This is a genomic window from Methylotuvimicrobium sp. (assembly GCF_050611805.1).
Lineage (GTDB): Bacteria > Pseudomonadota > Gammaproteobacteria > Methylococcales > Methylomonadaceae > Methylotuvimicrobium.
In genome coordinates, this window is the sequence record NZ_JBNGHF010000001.1 from 141,712 (window position 1) to 158,177 (window position 16,466).

The window sequence follows — 16,466 nt, forward strand, 5'->3', positions numbered from 1 at the left end:
TTTATGCCGAAAGGTTCCCATTGTATCTGTATGAGGACTAGCATAAAAGTGGGTAACTTTGCGAATAAACGGTGAGTTTCTTGTGTATTGCTGTGTATAAATTAACCAGGTCGATTTTATCCACAAACCCTCCACATCTTGAACCGAGGCTTACAAGCAGTTTAGTCATAGAACTAAAGTATTGATAAAAAATATTAAAAAAGGCTTATCCACAGATTTTAGCTTGACTAATAGTAACAGTAATTTTAAATCTTTTAATTTGTTATGATTATAGGCAACCGATTCTTTCAAAATCATGTCCCAATACCGCAAAAATCCACTTAAAACTACCGAACTACCCTCAGGCATTCCCTTCATCATCGCCAATGAAGCCGCCGAACGGTTTAGCTACTACGGCATGCGCGCTATTTTGGTCGTGTTCATGACCCAATATTTAGTAGATGCATCGGGACAACCCGATCTGATGTCCGAGCATGAAGCCCAAGGCTATTTTCATTTATTCGTTTCGGCGGTTTATTTGATGCCTTTGTTCGGCGCGTTACTGGCCGATAGCGTGTTCGGTAAATACCGAACCATCCTTTATTTATCGCTGTTTTATTGTTTCGGTCATTTGACCTTGTCGATCGACGATACCCGTTTAGGACTTTTGATCGGACAAGCATTGATAGCGTTTGGAGCAGGCGGTATCAAACCTTGCGTGTCTTCACACTTAGGCGATCAATTCGGTCACACGAACAGCCACTTGATGACCAAAGTCTTCGGTTGGTTTTATTTTTCAATTAATCTCGGTGCTTTTGTCGCGATGCTGTTGATTCCCTGGCTACTGCATAACTATGGTTCGTCGCTTGCTTTCGGCGTACCCGGGGTATTGATGTTGTTGGCCACGATTATTTTTTGGGTAGGACGTTATCGTTTTGTACATATTGATCCGGCCGGCATGGGTTTTATCAAGGACATGCTTAGCTATGATGGTGTGAAGATCCTTGGCAAATTGACCTCGATCTATGTATTTATCGCGATTTTCTGGTCTCTATTCGAACAAATTGGCTCCTCATGGGTTTTACAGGCACAAAAAATGGATAGAGTCATATTCGGTATCGAGATACTACCATCACAGATTCAGGCGGCTAACCCTTTGCTGATCATGATCTTGGTTCCTTGTTTTTCCTATGGCTTGTATCCATTCTTGAATCGTTATTTCGATTTGACTCCCTTAAGAAAAATATCGATCGGCTTGTTTTTAACCGTATTTGCATTCGCGATACCGTCGTTGATTCAAATGCAATTAGATGAAAGGCTAACGCCGCATATAGGTTGGCAATTGTTGGCGTATTTGTTATTGACCGCGGCTGAAGTCATGGTTTCAATCACTTGTCTGGAATTTTCCTATACGCAGGCACCGAAATCGATGAAATCTTTTATCATGGCTTATTATTTCGTGTTTATCGCCGCCGGTAATTTATTGACCAGTGCAGTCAATTTTTTAATGATGCCTTCAGACGGCTCCAGCCAATTAACAGGAAGTGTTTATTTTTGGTTTTTCACCGGACTGATGTTAATTACCGCATTACTATTTTTAGTGGTAAGCCGGCGCTATCAGGAACAAACTTTTTTACAGGATGAGCAAAGCAGTAAAGAGTGACTTATAATTAGGGACGGGCATGAAATAACTTCGACAAATGTGGAAGAGGGTTCGGTGGCTCGATTGGCAGGTGTCGGCGGCAGGGCAGAAAATTGCATTCACCCAGCACCTAAATTCCATAATTCATTGTCTATGGTTAATTATCTATGTAATCAATCAAGGCCAATAAGCTATGGAAGTTAGGTGTGGGTTTACGGCGTCCTGTCAAGCAAGCCTCCCCCCACTATGCGTAATACTTGTAAAAGTTATTTTGTGAATATTCCTTAATAATATTTCACTATTGAATTGCTTTCATTCGATTTGCTGTGCTATGTGATTGTCCGGTAATAACAAAACGATGAGAATACCATAATGCGAATTTCAATTTTTATACTGGCTATTTCGGTCTCGACTATCACTCACGCCGATGCTTTTAAATGTGTCGATGCCTTGGGAAAAACCATCTATCAAGCCAAGCCTTGCGATGAAAATCACCAAAGTGTCCAGATCAATTTTAAAACCGGCGGCGCGATTGATAAAAGCGAGCAACTCAAGAGAGAAGCTCAGCAACTTGAATTGCAAAAACAGCAGGAATTAACCGAGCAGCAATTACAGCAAAAACAAGAACAGTTCTTAGCGAATGCCAAAGAAGAAACTGAAATTAATCAAACCTTAATTAAGAATAATCCGGTTCAATTTACTCCTTATGCTATTCCGCCTTACGAATACGACAAATTAAAGCCCTTGGTGCAAAACTTTCAATCACGCCTCCCGGAAATTGAGCGTATGAGAAGGTTGGCCGCACAAAAACAACTGGCATCGGGACTTTGCGATCGTGTCGAATCCTCGGAGCTCAATGTTAGAAGTACTTCGGAAAACTTGGTTTTTTTGGTGGATTGTAGTAACGGCGAATCGGCTTATTTCAATGAAACCGAACTCCAGTAATCTTAATGTCTAACAGTAAAACAATTTTAATCACCGGTTGTTCGTCCGGAATCGGTTATACGACAGCGCTTCTACTCAAACAACGAGGTTATCGTGTCATTGCTTCGGCTAGGCAACAACACGATGTTGACCGACTCAGACAGGAAGGCTTTGAAGCAATAAGGATCGATCTTGCCGATAGTGCGTCGATTCGACTAGCCGTTTCCGAAATGTTGATCATGACCGAAGGTAGAATCGATGCATTGTTTAATAATGGTGCCTTCGGCCAACCGGGCGCGGTCGAAGATTTAAGCCGTGATGTATTACGGTTTCAATTCGAAACTAATTTTTTCGGCACGCACGAATTGACCAACTTGCTCATACCGATCATGCGCCGGCAAGGGCAGGGCAGAATTATTTACAATAGCTCGGTATTGGGGTTTGTCGCCATGACTTACCGAGGCGCATATAACGCCAGTAAGTTTGCATTAGAAGGTTTAGCCGATACATTACGACTAGAGCTTAAAGGAACCGGCATTCATTTATCAATCATTGAACCCGGACCGATTCTGAGCGATTTTCGTAAAAATGCCTTCGCGCTTTTCAAAAAAAATATCGAACCTAGCAACAGCTTTCATAAGGAGCGCTATGCTGCAATGGAAACCCGCTTGCAAAAAGAAGGCCCTGCCGTACCTTTTACGTTGCCGCCTGAAGCGGTAGCCGAAAAAGTCATCCATGCTTTAGAGTCGCAACGGCCCAAAATCCGTTATTACGTGACTTTTCCTACTTATTTATTTGGCTATCTCAAACGTATTTTACCAATGTCCTGGCTCGATACTCTGCTACTTAAAGTTTGATGTTTAGCGATCTAGAAGAATTGTCGATTCAATGTCCTTACTGCGGCGAAACGATTTCATTATTGCTGGATATCCCTTCCGGTTCACAAAGTTATTACGAAGACTGCTCGGTTTGCTGCTCTCCTATTTACGTCCAAATCGAAGTCGATGAAAACGGTCAAGCACATGTTGCTTGCAAACGCGATGAGGATTGAATCTATAACGTAATCATATTCGATAAACTTTCTAAGCCAAGCATCAGCATTACCCTACGATTATACTTGGTTGAATTGATACGCTTTGTTTTAATTTGAGTTTGATATTACGGCAATCTACGATAGAATGGCCCACGCTAAGTAGCTTTAATTTGATGGAATTTCTGCTGCATTGCTGAATAATAGTTACTATGACAACATGAGGACAAGTTAGACATGAAATTTTTAAGAAAGGTATTGTTATCTCTGGCTATTGCTAGCTCTATGGGCGCTATTGCTACTCCTGTAATGGCTGCCGATCCAGGCAGAATTTCATATGAACCTTCAGAAGCAATCAAATTGACTTCCGAAAAAATTCAAGCCGCGATCGACGCAGTTGCAGCCGGTTCTTCGGCCGATGAAGTGGCTGCTTTAGTCAAAGATGCTCTGGATATGAGCAAAGAAATCAATGCCAATGACAAGGTTGACGTTGCTCGCGCACGCGCGAATCGTCCACTGAAAAAAGCTCGCAGCGCCGCTAGAAAAGGATCTTTGGATGGTGTCGAAGAAGCTCTGCAAAACGCTTTGAAACAATATAGCGAATTACCTGGCTTGATTTAATTATCTAAATTACAAGCTGATAGAAAGGGCGCTAAAAGCGCCCTTTTTTATGTTTTACTTTTTAGTAGTATACCTATCGCACTTCAAATTTCCGCGATGACTGCTTGCTTTTAAATTAGTGATTAAGCAGTGCGGTATTTTGTTTTGTATCAGCTTTTATTTAATCAACCTGGAGATCCGGTAAAACCCTTTTTTGGTCACGCCGGCTTAGGTATCCATGCTTTTGATGAGTATTTGTGTAAAAGGGGACTTTATACAGCGTACCATCGTGTTCTTTTACCCACTGCTCGTGTGATGTACTTTTTTGCCGTGCCTTTTTCAGAATTCAATAGCCTGAAGCTTATATGTAATCAGAAAAGGATTTAATGAAACGCCTTTAGCATATCAAGGTTTAAAAACGCTAAAGGTTGTCATGAAATGTTTGAATGGCGGAGGGAGAGGGATTCGAACCCTCGTGGGACTTGCGCCCCCCACTGATTTCGAGTCAGGGCCGTTCAGCCTCTCCGGCATCCCTCCGCAAACAATACAATTTTATCTTACCTTGTCATGTCTACTCTTAGAAGCGGAAATATTCAAGGCTATGCAATTCTAACATTTTTTGCTCTACGTTTTTTCAATTATGAAGATCATAACCTAAAGCGTTTAGGATTCGTTCATAAATAACTTGCCTATTTTTAATGCAAGGTAAGTAGGTTCGGTAACTCGATTGACAGGTGTCGGCGGCAGGGCAGATTTTTGCTCCTGCAAAATCTGCATTCATGCCATCCTTGGCAATCAGTCGCCGCCGTCAAGCCTACACGGACGTATTTACCCAGCACCTAAATTATCTATGTAATCAATCATGGCCAATAGACTATGGAATTTAGGTGCTGGGTTTACGGTGTCCTGCCAAGCGAGTAATCGTACCCTATTCCACGCTCAGTGTATTGGAAAGCAATCATTGACCATTTACTAAATGGTTTATTTAGTAGGAAAGAGAACCGTTTCAACTGCTAACGCGAACATAGCCTTTATTTTCCTATACAAAAGCTGGAAAAGATCAGACCTAGCAAGTCATCGGACGAAACAGCACCAGTAATTTCACCGAGACAATGCTGCGCTTGTCTGAGATCCTCGGCCACTAATTCACCGGCTTGATGATTTTGTAATTGCGCTTGAGAACTCTGAACGAACATCAAACCCTTTTGTAAGGCTTCGATATGCCGTCTCCGAGCTATGAAAACATTGTCGGTTTCGGATTGATATCCGACGCTGTTTTTCAAATACTGTTTGAGAAGATCAATGCCTTGTTCTTTTTTGACGGATAAATAGATCTGTGTGCCTTGTTCGGATTCGCGAATCTCAGGTTTAATGCCGATTAGATCGATTTTGTTGTAAATTTTTGTGATAGGTACATGCTCGGGCAGGCTCTCGAGTATTGATTGATGCTCGGGATCTGTGGCATCGATCATCAATAAGACTTTATCGGCTCGATTCATTTCCTCTCGTGCTCTGCGTATGCCTTCTTTTTCAACGGCATTGTCGCTGTCGCGTAAACCTGCCGTATCGATGATATGCAGCGGCATGCCGTCGATTTGTATACGTTCTTTCAACACGTCGCGTGTAGTGCCGGCAATGTCGGTCACAATCGCAGCGTCATGGCCGGCCAAGGCATTCAATAAACTGGATTTACCGGCATTGGGTTTACCGGCCAATACTATCGTCATTCCATCGCGTAGCAATCGACCTTGTCGCGCAGTCGACAAGATAGTTCGAAGTTTTTCCACCAGTCGGTCGATACGATTTTGCACCACTCCGTCACCGAGAAAATCAATTTCTTCATCGACAAAGTCGATTGCGGCTTCAACATAGATTCTGAGTTCGGTCAGTTCTTCAACCAATTCGTTAATTTGCTTCGAGAATGCACCCTGCATCGATTGTTGTGCGGAACGCGCCGATTGTTCGGTACTGCTTTCTATCAAGTCGGCAACCGCTTCAGCTTGCGCTAAATCAATTTTTCCGTTAAGAAAGGCGCGTTCGGTGAATTCGCCCGGCCGTGCCAGACTGGCGCCAAGCGATAAGACGCGTTTGAGAAGTATATCGAGAATGACCGAACCGCCATGTCCTTGCAGTTCAAGAATATCCTCGCCGGTATAGGAAGCCGGGGCAGGGAAATAGATGGCGATGCCCGTATCGATGAATGAACCGTCGCTATCGATAAACGGTGTCAATACGGCATATCTTGGCGGTAACGGACGATCGGTTAATTTAGCGGCAATAATAGAAACCGCCGGTCCCGATATCCGTACAATGCCGACGCCGCCGTTTCCGGGCGGCGTGGCAATCGCGGCAATGGTATCGTTGGTACCGATGTCCACTCAGGTTTTACTTAGCATCTTCCAGGTTTTTAGTGATGTACCATTGTTGGATGATCGACAGCGTATTGTTGACCACCCAGTACAAGACCAAACCGGCCGGGAAAAATAGAAAGAATACCGTGAATACGATCGGAAACATTTTCATGATTTTCGCTTGCAACGGATCGATCGGTGCAGGGTTTAGACTTTGCTGAATTTTCATCGTAATGCCCATCAGGATCGGCAAGATAAAAAACGGATCTTGCGCCGATAGATCCTGTATCCACAACGCAAACGGAGCTTGACGCAATTCAACGGTTTCGACCAATACCCAATACAAAGAAATAAAGACCGGAATCTGCACCAATATCGGTAAGCAGCCTCCTAAGGGATTTACTTTCTCCCGTTTATACATGTCCATCATTTCTTTGTTGAAACGCTGTCTGTCATCGGCAAAACGTTCTTGCAGTTCTTTCAGACGGGGTTGAATTTTGCGCATTTTTGCCATTGATCGGAAGCTGGCTTGCGACAATTTAAAGAACAGCAGTTTGATACATAAGGTCACACCGATAATAGACAAACCCCAGTTACCGACAAAACCATGAATTTGATTCAGTAACCAGTAAATCGGTTTGGCAATAATCGTTAACCAAGCGTAGTCGACGGTCAATTCCAAGCCTTTGGCGATTTTTTCCATCATCGGTTGGATTTTCGGGCCGGCAAATAATTTTGCGCTAAACTCCATATCGGAGTTCGGCTCGACCGTAAACGCGGGAGAATAGGAACCGATTACGTAACGCCAGTCTTTGAGGTCTTTAGTATAAAACGTGTTTTCTTGATCCTTGGGCGGAATCCATGCCGCAGCAAAATAATGCTGAATCATCGCACTCCAACCGCCTGTCGTTTTGACATTCAGTTTATCGCTCGCCATGTCGTCGAAACTGACTTTTTGATACTTATTTTCTTCGGTATAAACGACGCCGCCGGCATAGGTTCTAATAAAAGTATGCCCTACTTCATCTTTATACGGAACTCTTAACAATTGCTTATATTGCCGGCCGGTCCAAGGTTGTGTCGAATCGTTTGAGACTGTTTGATTGACACCAATGGCATAACTGCCGCGTTTGAAGGTGAGCGTTTTAGTGACAGTCAGCCCTTCATTATTGGTCCATGTCAACGGTACAGTGATAGTGTCTTGATCTTTACTTAAATAGTATTGATCTTTTTCATAGTTAAATACGCTATGGTGAGTCGCTGCATTTGCCGAACCCTCTCCGGCAATCAAACCGCTTTGCGCCAGAAATAATTTTTCCGGGGTGCTATCGAATAAGCGGATCGGACTAAGGTCTTTTTCCGGTTTCGAAAAGCCGAACAGATTCCAAACCCATTCAACAGCGGTGTTTTCTTTTTCACGAGGGTATTTCAGCAAATCAAGGTTGCGAATCGTGCCGCCTTTGGGATCGATTTCCAACGCCAGAACATCGGTTGTTACACTAATAATAGCGTCCGGTTCGGTTACCTCAGTAACTATGGGTTTTGCTTCAGCGCGTGACTCGGCTTGCGGTTCGCCGGTTGCCGTGGGCAAGTCTTCCTTAAGGTCTTGGGACGTTTGTTGTGCGACGGGAGTTTCGCGTTTTGGACCGTAATCGATTTGCCATGCGTCATAGAGCATATAGATCAGCATTGCAAAAGTAACGACTAATATAAATCTAATGTTATCCATTCTTTTTACCAAATTTTTTCTGGAACAGGATCAAGCCCGCCTTCGTGAAAAGGGTGACACTTTAATACTCTTCGGAATGTAAGATAGGTGCCCCGGGCGGCTCCATGTTGATGGAGCGCCACTAAGGCATAGCAGGAGCAGCTGGGATAAAAACGACAGTTTTTACCTAACAATGGACTTATAAAGTATTGGTATAACTTTATAATTGCTATGAGTAAGACTCGCATCGGTTTACCAACCTAAGCCAATGCCTTGCCAATGACTTTTGTAATTGTTCCGGTGATGCATTGAGTGCATCTTTTCGGGCCATGACAACAACATCAATATTGATCAATTCGTGTTGTTGTAGTCTAAAGCTTTCCCTGGCAGTCCTTTTGAGCATATTTCTGTCCACAGCCTTTTTAATGATTTTTTTCGCAATTGCCAGACCCAGTCGAGGATGATTAAACTCATTCCTAACCGCTAGTAATGTGAAATAAGCATCACTCGATTTTACCGGTCTGGTAAAGACTTTTTTATATTCAGAAGGCTTCCTTAACCTTAACTGCGGCGGGAAACTAAATACCTTGTTCGTCAATCACTTAGACTGTTAGTTTGGCACGGCCCTTGGCTCTACGGGCGTTAATGACTTTGCGGCCGCCTTTAGTCGCCATTCTGGCACGAAAACCGTGAGTTCTTACGCGTTTAATTTTACTGGGTTGATAGGTTCTTTTCATGGCCTGTAATCCTGGTTCAGATGATTGTTAACAAAAACGGATAAAAAAGATCCGGGATGATAGAATAAACGCCGGTTTATGTCAATTATGTCGGCACTGATTTGATTGCTGTATAGTGGCATATTTTTTTTATAATATCATCTATTTACTCTTCGCTACCTTCTTAAATAATGAGTGTACTCTGGAACAACTGTCTCGCTAAACTTGAAAATGAAATTTCTTCCTCGGAATTCAGCACCTGGATTAGACCCTTGCAGGCAATCGAAACCGATGGACAAATCAAGTTATTAGCGCCGAACCGGTTTGTGCTGGATTGGGTAAAAGAACATCATTTCGCCAAACTGGAAGAGGCGATACAGCAATTTTCCAACGGCTCCTTAAGCTTACAATTGGACATCGGCTCAAAGAAAGCCATGCCGGCTCCTGCACCGCAGCATACTAAAGCACCCGATACTAAAAAATCACGCCCTAACTTTCTTAATAAAGCATTCATTTTCGATAACTTTGTCGAAGGTAAATCTAACCAATTAGCAAAAGCGGCTTCTATTCAAGTCTCCGAAAATATCGGCAAGGCATACAATCCGTTATTAATTTACGGCGGCTCCGGTTTAGGTAAAACACATCTGATGCATGCGATCGGTAATGCGATCTTGCAACATAATCCATCGGCGAAAATCGTTTATCTGCATTCCGAAAAATTCGTGCAGGATATGGTCAAGGCTTTACAACAAAACGCGATCGATACTTTCAAAGAATATTATCGAGGTGTCGATACCTTGCTGATTGACGATATTCAATTCTTTGCCGGCAAGGAACGCTCTCAAGAAGAGTTTTTCCATACCTTCAACACGTTGTTGGAAAAAAAACACCAGGTTGTTTTAACCTGCGATAAATATCCGAAAGAAATCGTCGGTTTGGAAGACCGTTTGAAATCGCGCTTCGGCTGGGGATTACCGGTTGCAATCGAGCCGCCGGACCTTGAAACCCGTGCCGCTATTTTAATGAAAAAAGCCATGATGGCGGGTGTCGATCTACCTCAGGAAGTCGCGTTTTTCATCGGTAAAAGGATTCCTTCGAATGTACGAGATCTCGAAGGCGCACTACGACGAGTCATTGCCAATGCGCAATTTACCGGACGCGAAATTACCACCGAATTTACCAAAGAAGCATTGCACGATCTAATTTCCTTACAAGATAAGCTCGTCAATATCGATAACATACAAAAAACCGTCGCCGAATATTTTAAAATTAGGGTTGCGGATTTATCGTCGAAAAATCGCAGGCAATCCATTACCCGACCACGGCAAATTGCTATGTGTCTGGCTCGTGAATTAACTTCGCACAGCTTTCCGGAAATCGGCGAAGCATTCGGTGGGCGCGATCACACCACGGTTATTAATGCTTGTAAACGCATTGCCTCCTTGCGCGACTCGGATGTAAAGCTTGAGGAAGATTATTTAAACCTGTTGAGAACATTGTCGCATTAACGGTGTTTAACTTGTGGATAAGTATAGTCTTTAGCATAAGAGAATAGTTATCCTCTTTTTATCAAGCGCTTATCCACAGCTTTAAACTCCGGCTTTATACAAGGTAAGTTATTGATAAATAAGATATTAAATGACTTATCACGCTTTTTTTATAGGCTAATAGTAAATATAAATAAATATCTTATATGAAATATATTATTAATAGAGAACGGCTATTGGTTCCATTGCAGCAAATTGTCAGTGTGATTGAAAAAAGACAAACCATGCCGATTTTGTCAAATGTGTTGATGGTTTTTCGTCAAGACAGCCTGGTAATGACCGGTACCGATCTTGAAGTTCAAATTGTTACCGAAATTGCGATAGAAAATTCGACTTTTGCCGAAATTACTTTACCGGCCCGAAAGTTTCTCGATATCTGCCGCTTGCTGCCAACTAGTGCCGATATCAAATTAGAAGTCGCCGACGACAAAGTTAAGGTGCTTTCCGGACGTAGCCGTTTTATTTTAAGTACACTGCCTGCCGAAAATTATCCGGAATTTTCAGAAACCGAGTTAGACCATCGGTTTACCATCAATGCCGGACTTTTTAAAAAAGCGCTCGAAAAAACCGTTTTTTGCATGGCGTCTCAGGATGTACGCTATTATCTCAATGGGTTATTACTCAACATTTCTAATTCGCGTATCAAACTCGTTGCATCCGATGGACATCGTTTATCGGTTTTCGAAGACAACTTGGAAAATCCAGCAGGATATGAAGCACGCATCATCCTGCCAAGAAAAGGGGTCATGGAATTGGTGCGTTTATTGGATGATCCTGAAATTGAGCTTGCGGTTGAATTTTCCAGTAATAACATAAGGGTTACGATCAATAATACGATCTTTTCAGCTAAATTGGTCGATGCCAAATACCCCGACTTCAATCGTGTCTTCCATCAAGATTTTTTAACGCCGATTCATATTCAACGCCAGTTATTAAAAGATGCCTTGACTCGGGTAGCGATTCTATCGAACGAAAAATACAAAGGCGTAACTTTCGACCTTTCTTCGGATTCCTTGAAAATTAGTGCGCACAATCCTGAACACGAAGAAGCCGAAGAGGAAATTGTCACCGATTATGTTGGCGAACCGCTTTCGATTGCGTTTAACGTGCAATATGTGCTCGATGCGATTTCCAATATCGATTCGGAAATTTCCGAGTTGACGATTGCACGTAATTCCAGTTGCTGCATCATTGACGAACCGGAAACAAGGTCTTATCGATTCATCGTGATGCCGATGCGTCTATGATCTTTGCTTTATGCACTTTTGGGGAACTTTATCAACGGATAAATGAAGCCTTTTAAATCAACTGAATCAGTTATTGCCTCGGCATGCTTTTTTATGGCCAACTTTTCACTAACTTCCTGAAATTTCTAAATCGCAGTCATTATCAAATGTGGAAGCGACAAAAAACCGAGCTTGTTCATCTAACCGGTGTTAACCGGGTGCTTTTTTGACTAGCAACTAATAACCGATGAGTTTACAAAAGCTCGACATTTTTAATGTTAGAAATATTCGGCAAGCCAGTCTGCAACCATCGCCCGGACTCAATTTAATTTATGGGGCTAATGCAAGCGGTAAGAGTTCTGTCCTTGAAGCCATATTTATTCTTGGCCGCGCACGTTCTTTTCGAACCACCCATATCAAACAAGTCGTAAACTTTGATCGAAACGACTTAATCGTATCGGGCAAAGTGCTGCAACAGGGCGGGCGCAGCAGTTGCCAACTAGGAGTACAATTCGATGGAAAGGTTTCTGAAATACGAATTCAGCAATTACCTAATCAACCCCGGCATTTGCTTGCTTATGCCTTGCCTATTCAATTGATTGAGCCTAAATCTTATCGTCTATTGGATACCGGGCCCCAAATTAGAAGAGAATTTATCGATTGGGGGACTTTCAATGAAAACGAACAATTCCTCTTGGCTTGGCGGCAGTATAAAACCGCATTGAACCAACGAAACGCCTTAATCAAACAAAGGCAAATGCATTCCATCCAAGTCTGGAATAATGAATTGGTTAATTACGGTACAATAGTCGATCAATATAGACGGGCCTATTTACAAAGGCTTGAGCCGGTTTTTCAAGAATTTGTCAGTCGATTTCTCGGCACTGAAACTGTTCAATTCAATTATTTATCGGGGTGGGATAGCGTTAAAGGTTTTCGCCAATCCTTGGATGATGACCTCGATCGTGATCTACGCTATAAAATGACGCATAGTGGTCCGCATCGTGCCGACTTAACTGTTTCAGTTAACAATCGACTCGCCAAGGACTTTGTATCGCGCGGTCAATTGAAATTGTTAGTCTTATGTTTAAAGCTTGCGCAAGTACAATTATTGTCGACACATCAGAGTAACAATGTGTGTGTTTTAATTGATGATTTTACTGCTGAATTGGATACAACCAAAAGAACATTGCTAATAGAATATTTACAAGCAATGGATGTTCAGGTTTTTATTACAGCCACTGAGCTGTCTGAGTATGGTGATTTGAGTAAACTTAAAAACTATAAAATGTTCCACGTGGAACATGGTGAAATTAAACAAGCGTAATGTTTCACGTGAAACATTGGTACATTGAGAAGGTAGTAAACACACATGAGCGAAAATATTAAGCAGTACGATAGTACGAATATTCAGGTACTAAAAGGATTGGATGCGGTCAGAAAAAGGCCTGGCATGTATATCGGCGATACCGATGACGGTACCGGGTTGCATCATATGGTATTCGAAGTAGTTGATAATTCAATTGATGAGGCCTTAGCCGGGTACTGCAAAGAAGTTAAGGTTATCATTCATAATGATGGTTCAGTGACGGTGTCTGACGACGGAAGAGGGATTCCAGTCGATATTCATAAAGAAGAAGGGCGATCTGCAGCGGAAGTCATCATGACGGTGCTGCATGCTGGCGGCAAATTCGATGACAACGCCTACAAGGTCTCGGGCGGATTACATGGCGTAGGTGTTTCTGTGGTAAACGCTTTGTCCGAGGAGTTGAATCTGGAAATCAGGAAAAACGGAAAGCTCTATAAACAAAAGTATCTCATGGGTGAACCGCAAGCACCATTGACGGAAATCGGTCCGACCGAGGGTAGCGGAACTAAAATCAATTTTAAACCGAGTGATCAGACTTTCGGCGATGTTGAGTTTCATTATGATATTTTGGCGAAAAGACTCAGAGAATTATCGTTTTTAAATTCCGGAGTCAGAATTTGTCTGGAAGATGAACGCACCAATAAACAAGACGTCTACGAATTCGAAGGCGGTATCAGTGCATTCGTTGAACATTTAAATAAAAATAAAACACCGTTATTTCCCGATGTGTTTCACTTTAGCGCCGAAAAAGAGGGTGTAACCGTCGAAGTCGCGATGCAGTGGAACGACTCATACCAGGAAAATATTTTTTGTTATACCAATAATATTCCGCAACGGGACGGCGGCACGCATTTAGCCGGATTTAGAGGGGCATTAACCCGTACCATCAATCAATACATCGAAAATAACGGTTTAGCAAAAAAAGAAAAAGTCTCGACGACCGGCGACGATGCAAGGGAAGGGTTAACGGCAGTGCTTTCAGTTAAAGTCCCCGACCCTAAGTTTTCCTCACAGACCAAAGACAAATTAGTTTCATCGGAGGTAAAACCCCTGGTCGAATCGACGATGAACGAGAAATTGCAGGAGTTTTTGTTGGAAAAACCGCAAATCGCAAAAGCGATCGTCAATAAAATCATCGATGCGGCCCGAGCCAGAGAAGCGGCCCGTAAAGCACGAGAAATGACACGCCGTAAAACCACGCTGGATATCGCCGGATTACCCGGTAAACTGGCAGATTGTCAGGAAAAAGATCCGGCTCTGTCCGAATTGTTTATTGTCGAGGGTGACTCGGCGGGCGGTTCGGCGAAACAAGGCCGCGATCGTCGCACGCAAGCGATATTGCCGCTAAAAGGTAAAATCTTAAACGTCGAAAAAGCCCGCTTCGACAAAATGATCTCGTCAGAAGAAGTAGGCACCTTGATCACCGCGCTTGGTTGCGGTATAGGCAAGGACGAATATAACCTTGCCAAACTCCGTTATCACCGCATCATCATAATGACCGACGCCGATGTTGACGGATCGCACATACGAACCTTGCTATTGACGTTCTTCTACCGGCAATTACCGGAAATCATCGAAAAGGGCTATATCTATATTGCCCAACCGCCGCTGTATAAAGTAAAGAAGGGTAAACAAGAGCATTACGTCAAGGACGATGCGCAATTGAACGATTACCTGATACAACTGGCCCTAGACAAAGCAGCGCTGCATACAGATGACAGCGCACCGCCGATACAAGGCCAAGGTTTGGAGAAATTGGCGAAGGAATACACCGAGGTACTAGCCATCATTAATCGCTTGACTAGCCGTTATGACGATGTGTTTCTCGAACAATTGGTCTACATGGAGCGCGTAAGCGATGAAATCAAACAAGACAAGGAACGCTTGGCGGCATGGGTCAGCCAATTGGCCGAACGCCTATACAACCCGCAAAGCAAAATGGTCTTCACGCTGGAGCTTGATTACCGGTCGGCCGGCGATTACACGATAACTGTCAACAAACGGCATCACGGCAATACCAAAACCTTCATACTGCAAGCGGCATTCTTCGATAGCAAGGATTATCAGAAAATCGCGCAATACGCCGAGGATACCGCCGGAATGTTCGGCGAACAATCTAATATCCGGATGGGAGAGCGTCAGCAGTCTATCGAAAATTTCAAACAAGCGTTCGACTGGATGATGAAAGAAGTCAAAAAAGGCCAGCACATCCAGCGCTACAAAGGACTAGGCGAAATGAACCCTGAACAACTCTGGGAAACCACACTCGACGCCAATAGCCGCCGCATGCTGCAAGTCCGCATCGAAGACGCAATCGCCGCCGACGAAATTTTCACGACGCTAATGGGCGACATCGTTGAACCGCGTCGGGATTTTATCGTCAAGAATGCGCTGGATGTGACGAATTTGGATGTGTAGGTGTTTTCGGTCTTAATGGTTGATTGTTAAATTATAAGAAAACGGATATCAGACGAAATGGGATGATATATAGAAACCATTTAATTACTTGTTAGGGGTTCAACCCGCCTACAAGAAGAGAAGAGATCTATTCATGAAATTTGTAGAAACATTAGTGTATTCATTCATGGAATTATGGCTATTAGGCTTAATAGCCTTTCTTATTGCTCTTTATACAGGAACGAGAAAATTAAAAAGCAAAAAAAATAGAAGCCAACTTGTACTGATTTTTGTACAAGCTTGGTTTGTAACATTTGTCGCAAAGCTAATTTTTTCATACATAGGCCAATCTATGCAATGGTCTGCTTCTCCACAATCTGGCTTCGCACAGAACCTATTGCCTCTAGGGATAGGCGCTTATGTTGCTCGACAACTTATTCTTTTAGAATTTGGCCTGGAACCTTATAAACTTAAGCGCCTTGAATATATAGGTGCATTCTTAGTGGTTTCTTTTATTTTGGGATCAATAACTCCAGAAAAATCAAAGGAAACATCCGACTTTAACGAACCAGAACTAACAGTTATAGTTAACCGCCAGGCATCTGAGGGCGTTACTCAAGATCATATGAATCAGAAATTTCTTGATAACTTTGAATCGTACTCTATTCAAAGAATTAGAGAAAAATTTGCAGATCATTATAAAGCAAGGAGTTTACCCGTCCCCGAACTAAAAGTTCGTGCAGAATCAAATTACATTATCCTTGGTACCACAAAGCTCGCTATAACTAGAGTTTTTGAAGAAGGTGTTTCTAATGCTGCCCTAATTTTAGGCATAAAAGGAGATGAAATACTCAGGGTTGGCTGCTTCTCCAGAAGCACCTATCAGGTTGAGGTTTCCGCAGGCGAGTGCGGTAAAAAAATAGAGCAAACATATGACGTTTCTTTCAAATAAAACCCCTAACAAGGCAATGTCCAGC

15 protein-coding genes and 1 tRNA gene are annotated in these 16,466 nt (G+C 42.8%); 10 read left to right on the plus strand and 6 right to left on the minus strand.

The window, feature by feature from the left end; all coding sequences use genetic code 11:
• Positions 1 to 295: 295 nt before the first annotated feature.
• From ACRJJO_RS00595 to ACRJJO_RS00615, 5 genes are all read left to right on the plus strand, one after another.
• The gene (locus ACRJJO_RS00595; RefSeq protein ID WP_431064059.1) at positions 296 to 1,642 is read left to right on the plus strand and encodes a POT family MFS transporter; all 1,347 of its coding nucleotides are present in this window, start codon (positions 296 to 298) and stop codon (positions 1,640 to 1,642) included.
• A 351-nt stretch (positions 1,643 to 1,993) separates the two neighbouring features.
• Positions 1,994 to 2,566, plus strand: coding sequence for a DUF4124 domain-containing protein (locus tag ACRJJO_RS00600; RefSeq protein WP_431064060.1), 573 nt, complete (start codon positions 1,994 to 1,996; stop codon positions 2,564 to 2,566).
• A 5-nt stretch (positions 2,567 to 2,571) separates the two neighbouring features.
• Positions 2,572 to 3,402, plus strand: coding sequence for an SDR family oxidoreductase (locus tag ACRJJO_RS00605; protein WP_431064061.1), 831 nt, complete (start codon positions 2,572 to 2,574; stop codon positions 3,400 to 3,402).
• Positions 3,402 to 3,596: a CPXCG motif-containing cysteine-rich protein gene (locus ACRJJO_RS00610; RefSeq protein WP_431064062.1), complete on the plus strand. Its 195-nt coding sequence runs from the start codon at positions 3,402 to 3,404 to the stop codon at positions 3,594 to 3,596. The genes ACRJJO_RS00605 and ACRJJO_RS00610 overlap by 1 nt, the downstream gene beginning before the upstream one ends.
• A 216-nt stretch (positions 3,597 to 3,812) precedes the next feature.
• On the plus strand, positions 3,813 to 4,196 hold the full coding sequence (locus tag ACRJJO_RS00615) for a hypothetical protein (RefSeq protein ID WP_431064063.1): 384 nt from the start codon (positions 3,813 to 3,815) through the stop codon (positions 4,194 to 4,196).
• A 426-nt stretch (positions 4,197 to 4,622) separates the two neighbouring features.
• On the opposite strand, the gene ACRJJO_RS00620 is transcribed toward ACRJJO_RS00615, so the two are convergent.
• The 6 genes from ACRJJO_RS00620 to rpmH form a co-directional block, all read right to left on the minus strand.
• Positions 4,623 to 4,712 (minus strand) — tRNA-Ser (locus ACRJJO_RS00620).
• Between the two features lie 494 nt (positions 4,713 to 5,206).
• Positions 5,207 to 6,553, minus strand: coding sequence for a tRNA uridine-5-carboxymethylaminomethyl(34) synthesis GTPase MnmE (gene mnmE, locus ACRJJO_RS00625; protein WP_431064064.1), 1,347 nt, complete (start codon positions 6,551 to 6,553; stop codon positions 5,207 to 5,209).
• A 7-nt stretch (positions 6,554 to 6,560) separates the two neighbouring features.
• Positions 6,561 to 8,255 (minus strand): membrane protein insertase YidC, encoded by a 1,695-nt coding sequence (yidC, locus tag ACRJJO_RS00630; protein WP_431064065.1) that lies wholly within the window; start codon positions 8,253 to 8,255, stop codon positions 6,561 to 6,563.
• A gap of 5 nt (positions 8,256 to 8,260) precedes the next feature.
• The gene (yidD, locus tag ACRJJO_RS00635) at positions 8,261 to 8,482 is read right to left on the minus strand and encodes a membrane protein insertion efficiency factor YidD (protein ID WP_404358895.1); all 222 of its coding nucleotides are present in this window, start codon (positions 8,480 to 8,482) and stop codon (positions 8,261 to 8,263) included.
• Positions 8,464 to 8,832, minus strand: coding sequence for a ribonuclease P protein component (rnpA, locus tag ACRJJO_RS00640; RefSeq protein ID WP_341326968.1), 369 nt, complete (start codon positions 8,830 to 8,832; stop codon positions 8,464 to 8,466). The genes yidD and rnpA overlap by 19 nt, the downstream gene beginning before the upstream one ends.
• 4 nt (positions 8,833 to 8,836) lie before the next feature.
• Positions 8,837 to 8,971 (minus strand): 50S ribosomal protein L34, encoded by a 135-nt coding sequence (gene rpmH, locus ACRJJO_RS00645; protein WP_084685550.1) that lies wholly within the window; start codon positions 8,969 to 8,971, stop codon positions 8,837 to 8,839.
• A 170-nt stretch (positions 8,972 to 9,141) separates the two neighbouring features.
• On the opposite strand from rpmH, the gene dnaA reads away from it, so the two are divergent.
• The 5 genes from dnaA (at position 9,142) to ACRJJO_RS00670 (ending at position 16,441) form a co-directional block, all read left to right on the plus strand.
• Positions 9,142 to 10,458: a chromosomal replication initiator protein DnaA gene (gene dnaA, locus ACRJJO_RS00650; protein ID WP_404358899.1), complete on the plus strand. Its 1,317-nt coding sequence runs from the start codon at positions 9,142 to 9,144 to the stop codon at positions 10,456 to 10,458.
• A 185-nt stretch (positions 10,459 to 10,643) separates the two neighbouring features.
• Positions 10,644 to 11,744: a DNA polymerase III subunit beta gene (gene dnaN, locus ACRJJO_RS00655; RefSeq protein WP_431064066.1), complete on the plus strand. Its 1,101-nt coding sequence runs from the start codon at positions 10,644 to 10,646 to the stop codon at positions 11,742 to 11,744.
• Positions 11,745 to 11,970: 226 nt separating this feature from the next.
• Positions 11,971 to 13,050 carry a DNA replication/repair protein RecF gene (gene recF / locus ACRJJO_RS00660; protein ID WP_431064067.1) on the plus strand — a complete coding sequence of 360 codons (1,080 nt, stop codon included), beginning with the start codon at positions 11,971 to 11,973 and terminating at the stop codon, positions 13,048 to 13,050.
• A 45-nt stretch (positions 13,051 to 13,095) separates the two neighbouring features.
• Complete coding sequence (gene gyrB / locus ACRJJO_RS00665) at positions 13,096 to 15,510, plus strand: DNA topoisomerase (ATP-hydrolyzing) subunit B (RefSeq protein WP_125217643.1); 2,415 nt, start codon at positions 13,096 to 13,098, stop codon at positions 15,508 to 15,510.
• 133 nt (positions 15,511 to 15,643) lie between these two features.
• Positions 15,644 to 16,441 carry a hypothetical protein gene (locus tag ACRJJO_RS00670; protein ID WP_431064068.1) on the plus strand — a complete coding sequence of 266 codons (798 nt, stop codon included), beginning with the start codon at positions 15,644 to 15,646 and terminating at the stop codon, positions 16,439 to 16,441.
• The last annotated feature ends 25 nt before the right edge of the window (positions 16,442 to 16,466 follow it).

What these genes read in the sequence shown, in the direction of transcription:
- ACRJJO_RS00595 (WP_431064059.1), top strand. Translation starts at nt 296, where the DNA reads ATGTCCCAATACCGCAAAAATCCACTTAAAACTACCGAACTACCCTCA.
- ACRJJO_RS00600 (WP_431064060.1), top strand. Translation starts at nt 1,994, where the DNA reads ATGCGAATTTCAATTTTTATACTGGCTATTTCGGTCTCGACTATCACT.
- ACRJJO_RS00605 (WP_431064061.1), top strand. Translation starts at nt 2,572, where the DNA reads ATGTCTAACAGTAAAACAATTTTAATCACCGGTTGTTCGTCCGGAATC.
- ACRJJO_RS00610 (WP_431064062.1), top strand. Translation starts at nt 3,402, where the DNA reads ATGTTTAGCGATCTAGAAGAATTGTCGATTCAATGTCCTTACTGCGGC.
- ACRJJO_RS00615 (WP_431064063.1), top strand. Translation starts at nt 3,813, where the DNA reads ATGAAATTTTTAAGAAAGGTATTGTTATCTCTGGCTATTGCTAGCTCT.
- yidC (WP_431064065.1), bottom strand. Translation starts at nt 8,255, where the DNA reads ATGGATAACATTAGATTTATATTAGTCGTTACTTTTGCAATGCTGATC.
- yidD (WP_404358895.1), bottom strand. Translation starts at nt 8,482, where the DNA reads ATGCGAGTCTTACTCATAGCAATTATAAAGTTATACCAATACTTTATA.
- rpmH (WP_084685550.1), bottom strand. Translation starts at nt 8,971, where the DNA reads ATGAAAAGAACCTATCAACCCAGTAAAATTAAACGCGTAAGAACTCAC.
- dnaA (WP_404358899.1), top strand. Translation starts at nt 9,142, where the DNA reads ATGAGTGTACTCTGGAACAACTGTCTCGCTAAACTTGAAAATGAAATT.
- dnaN (WP_431064066.1), top strand. Translation starts at nt 10,644, where the DNA reads ATGAAATATATTATTAATAGAGAACGGCTATTGGTTCCATTGCAGCAA.
- recF (WP_431064067.1), top strand. Translation starts at nt 11,971, where the DNA reads ATGAGTTTACAAAAGCTCGACATTTTTAATGTTAGAAATATTCGGCAA.
- gyrB (WP_125217643.1), top strand. Translation starts at nt 13,096, where the DNA reads ATGAGCGAAAATATTAAGCAGTACGATAGTACGAATATTCAGGTACTA.
- ACRJJO_RS00670 (WP_431064068.1), top strand. Translation starts at nt 15,644, where the DNA reads ATGAAATTTGTAGAAACATTAGTGTATTCATTCATGGAATTATGGCTA.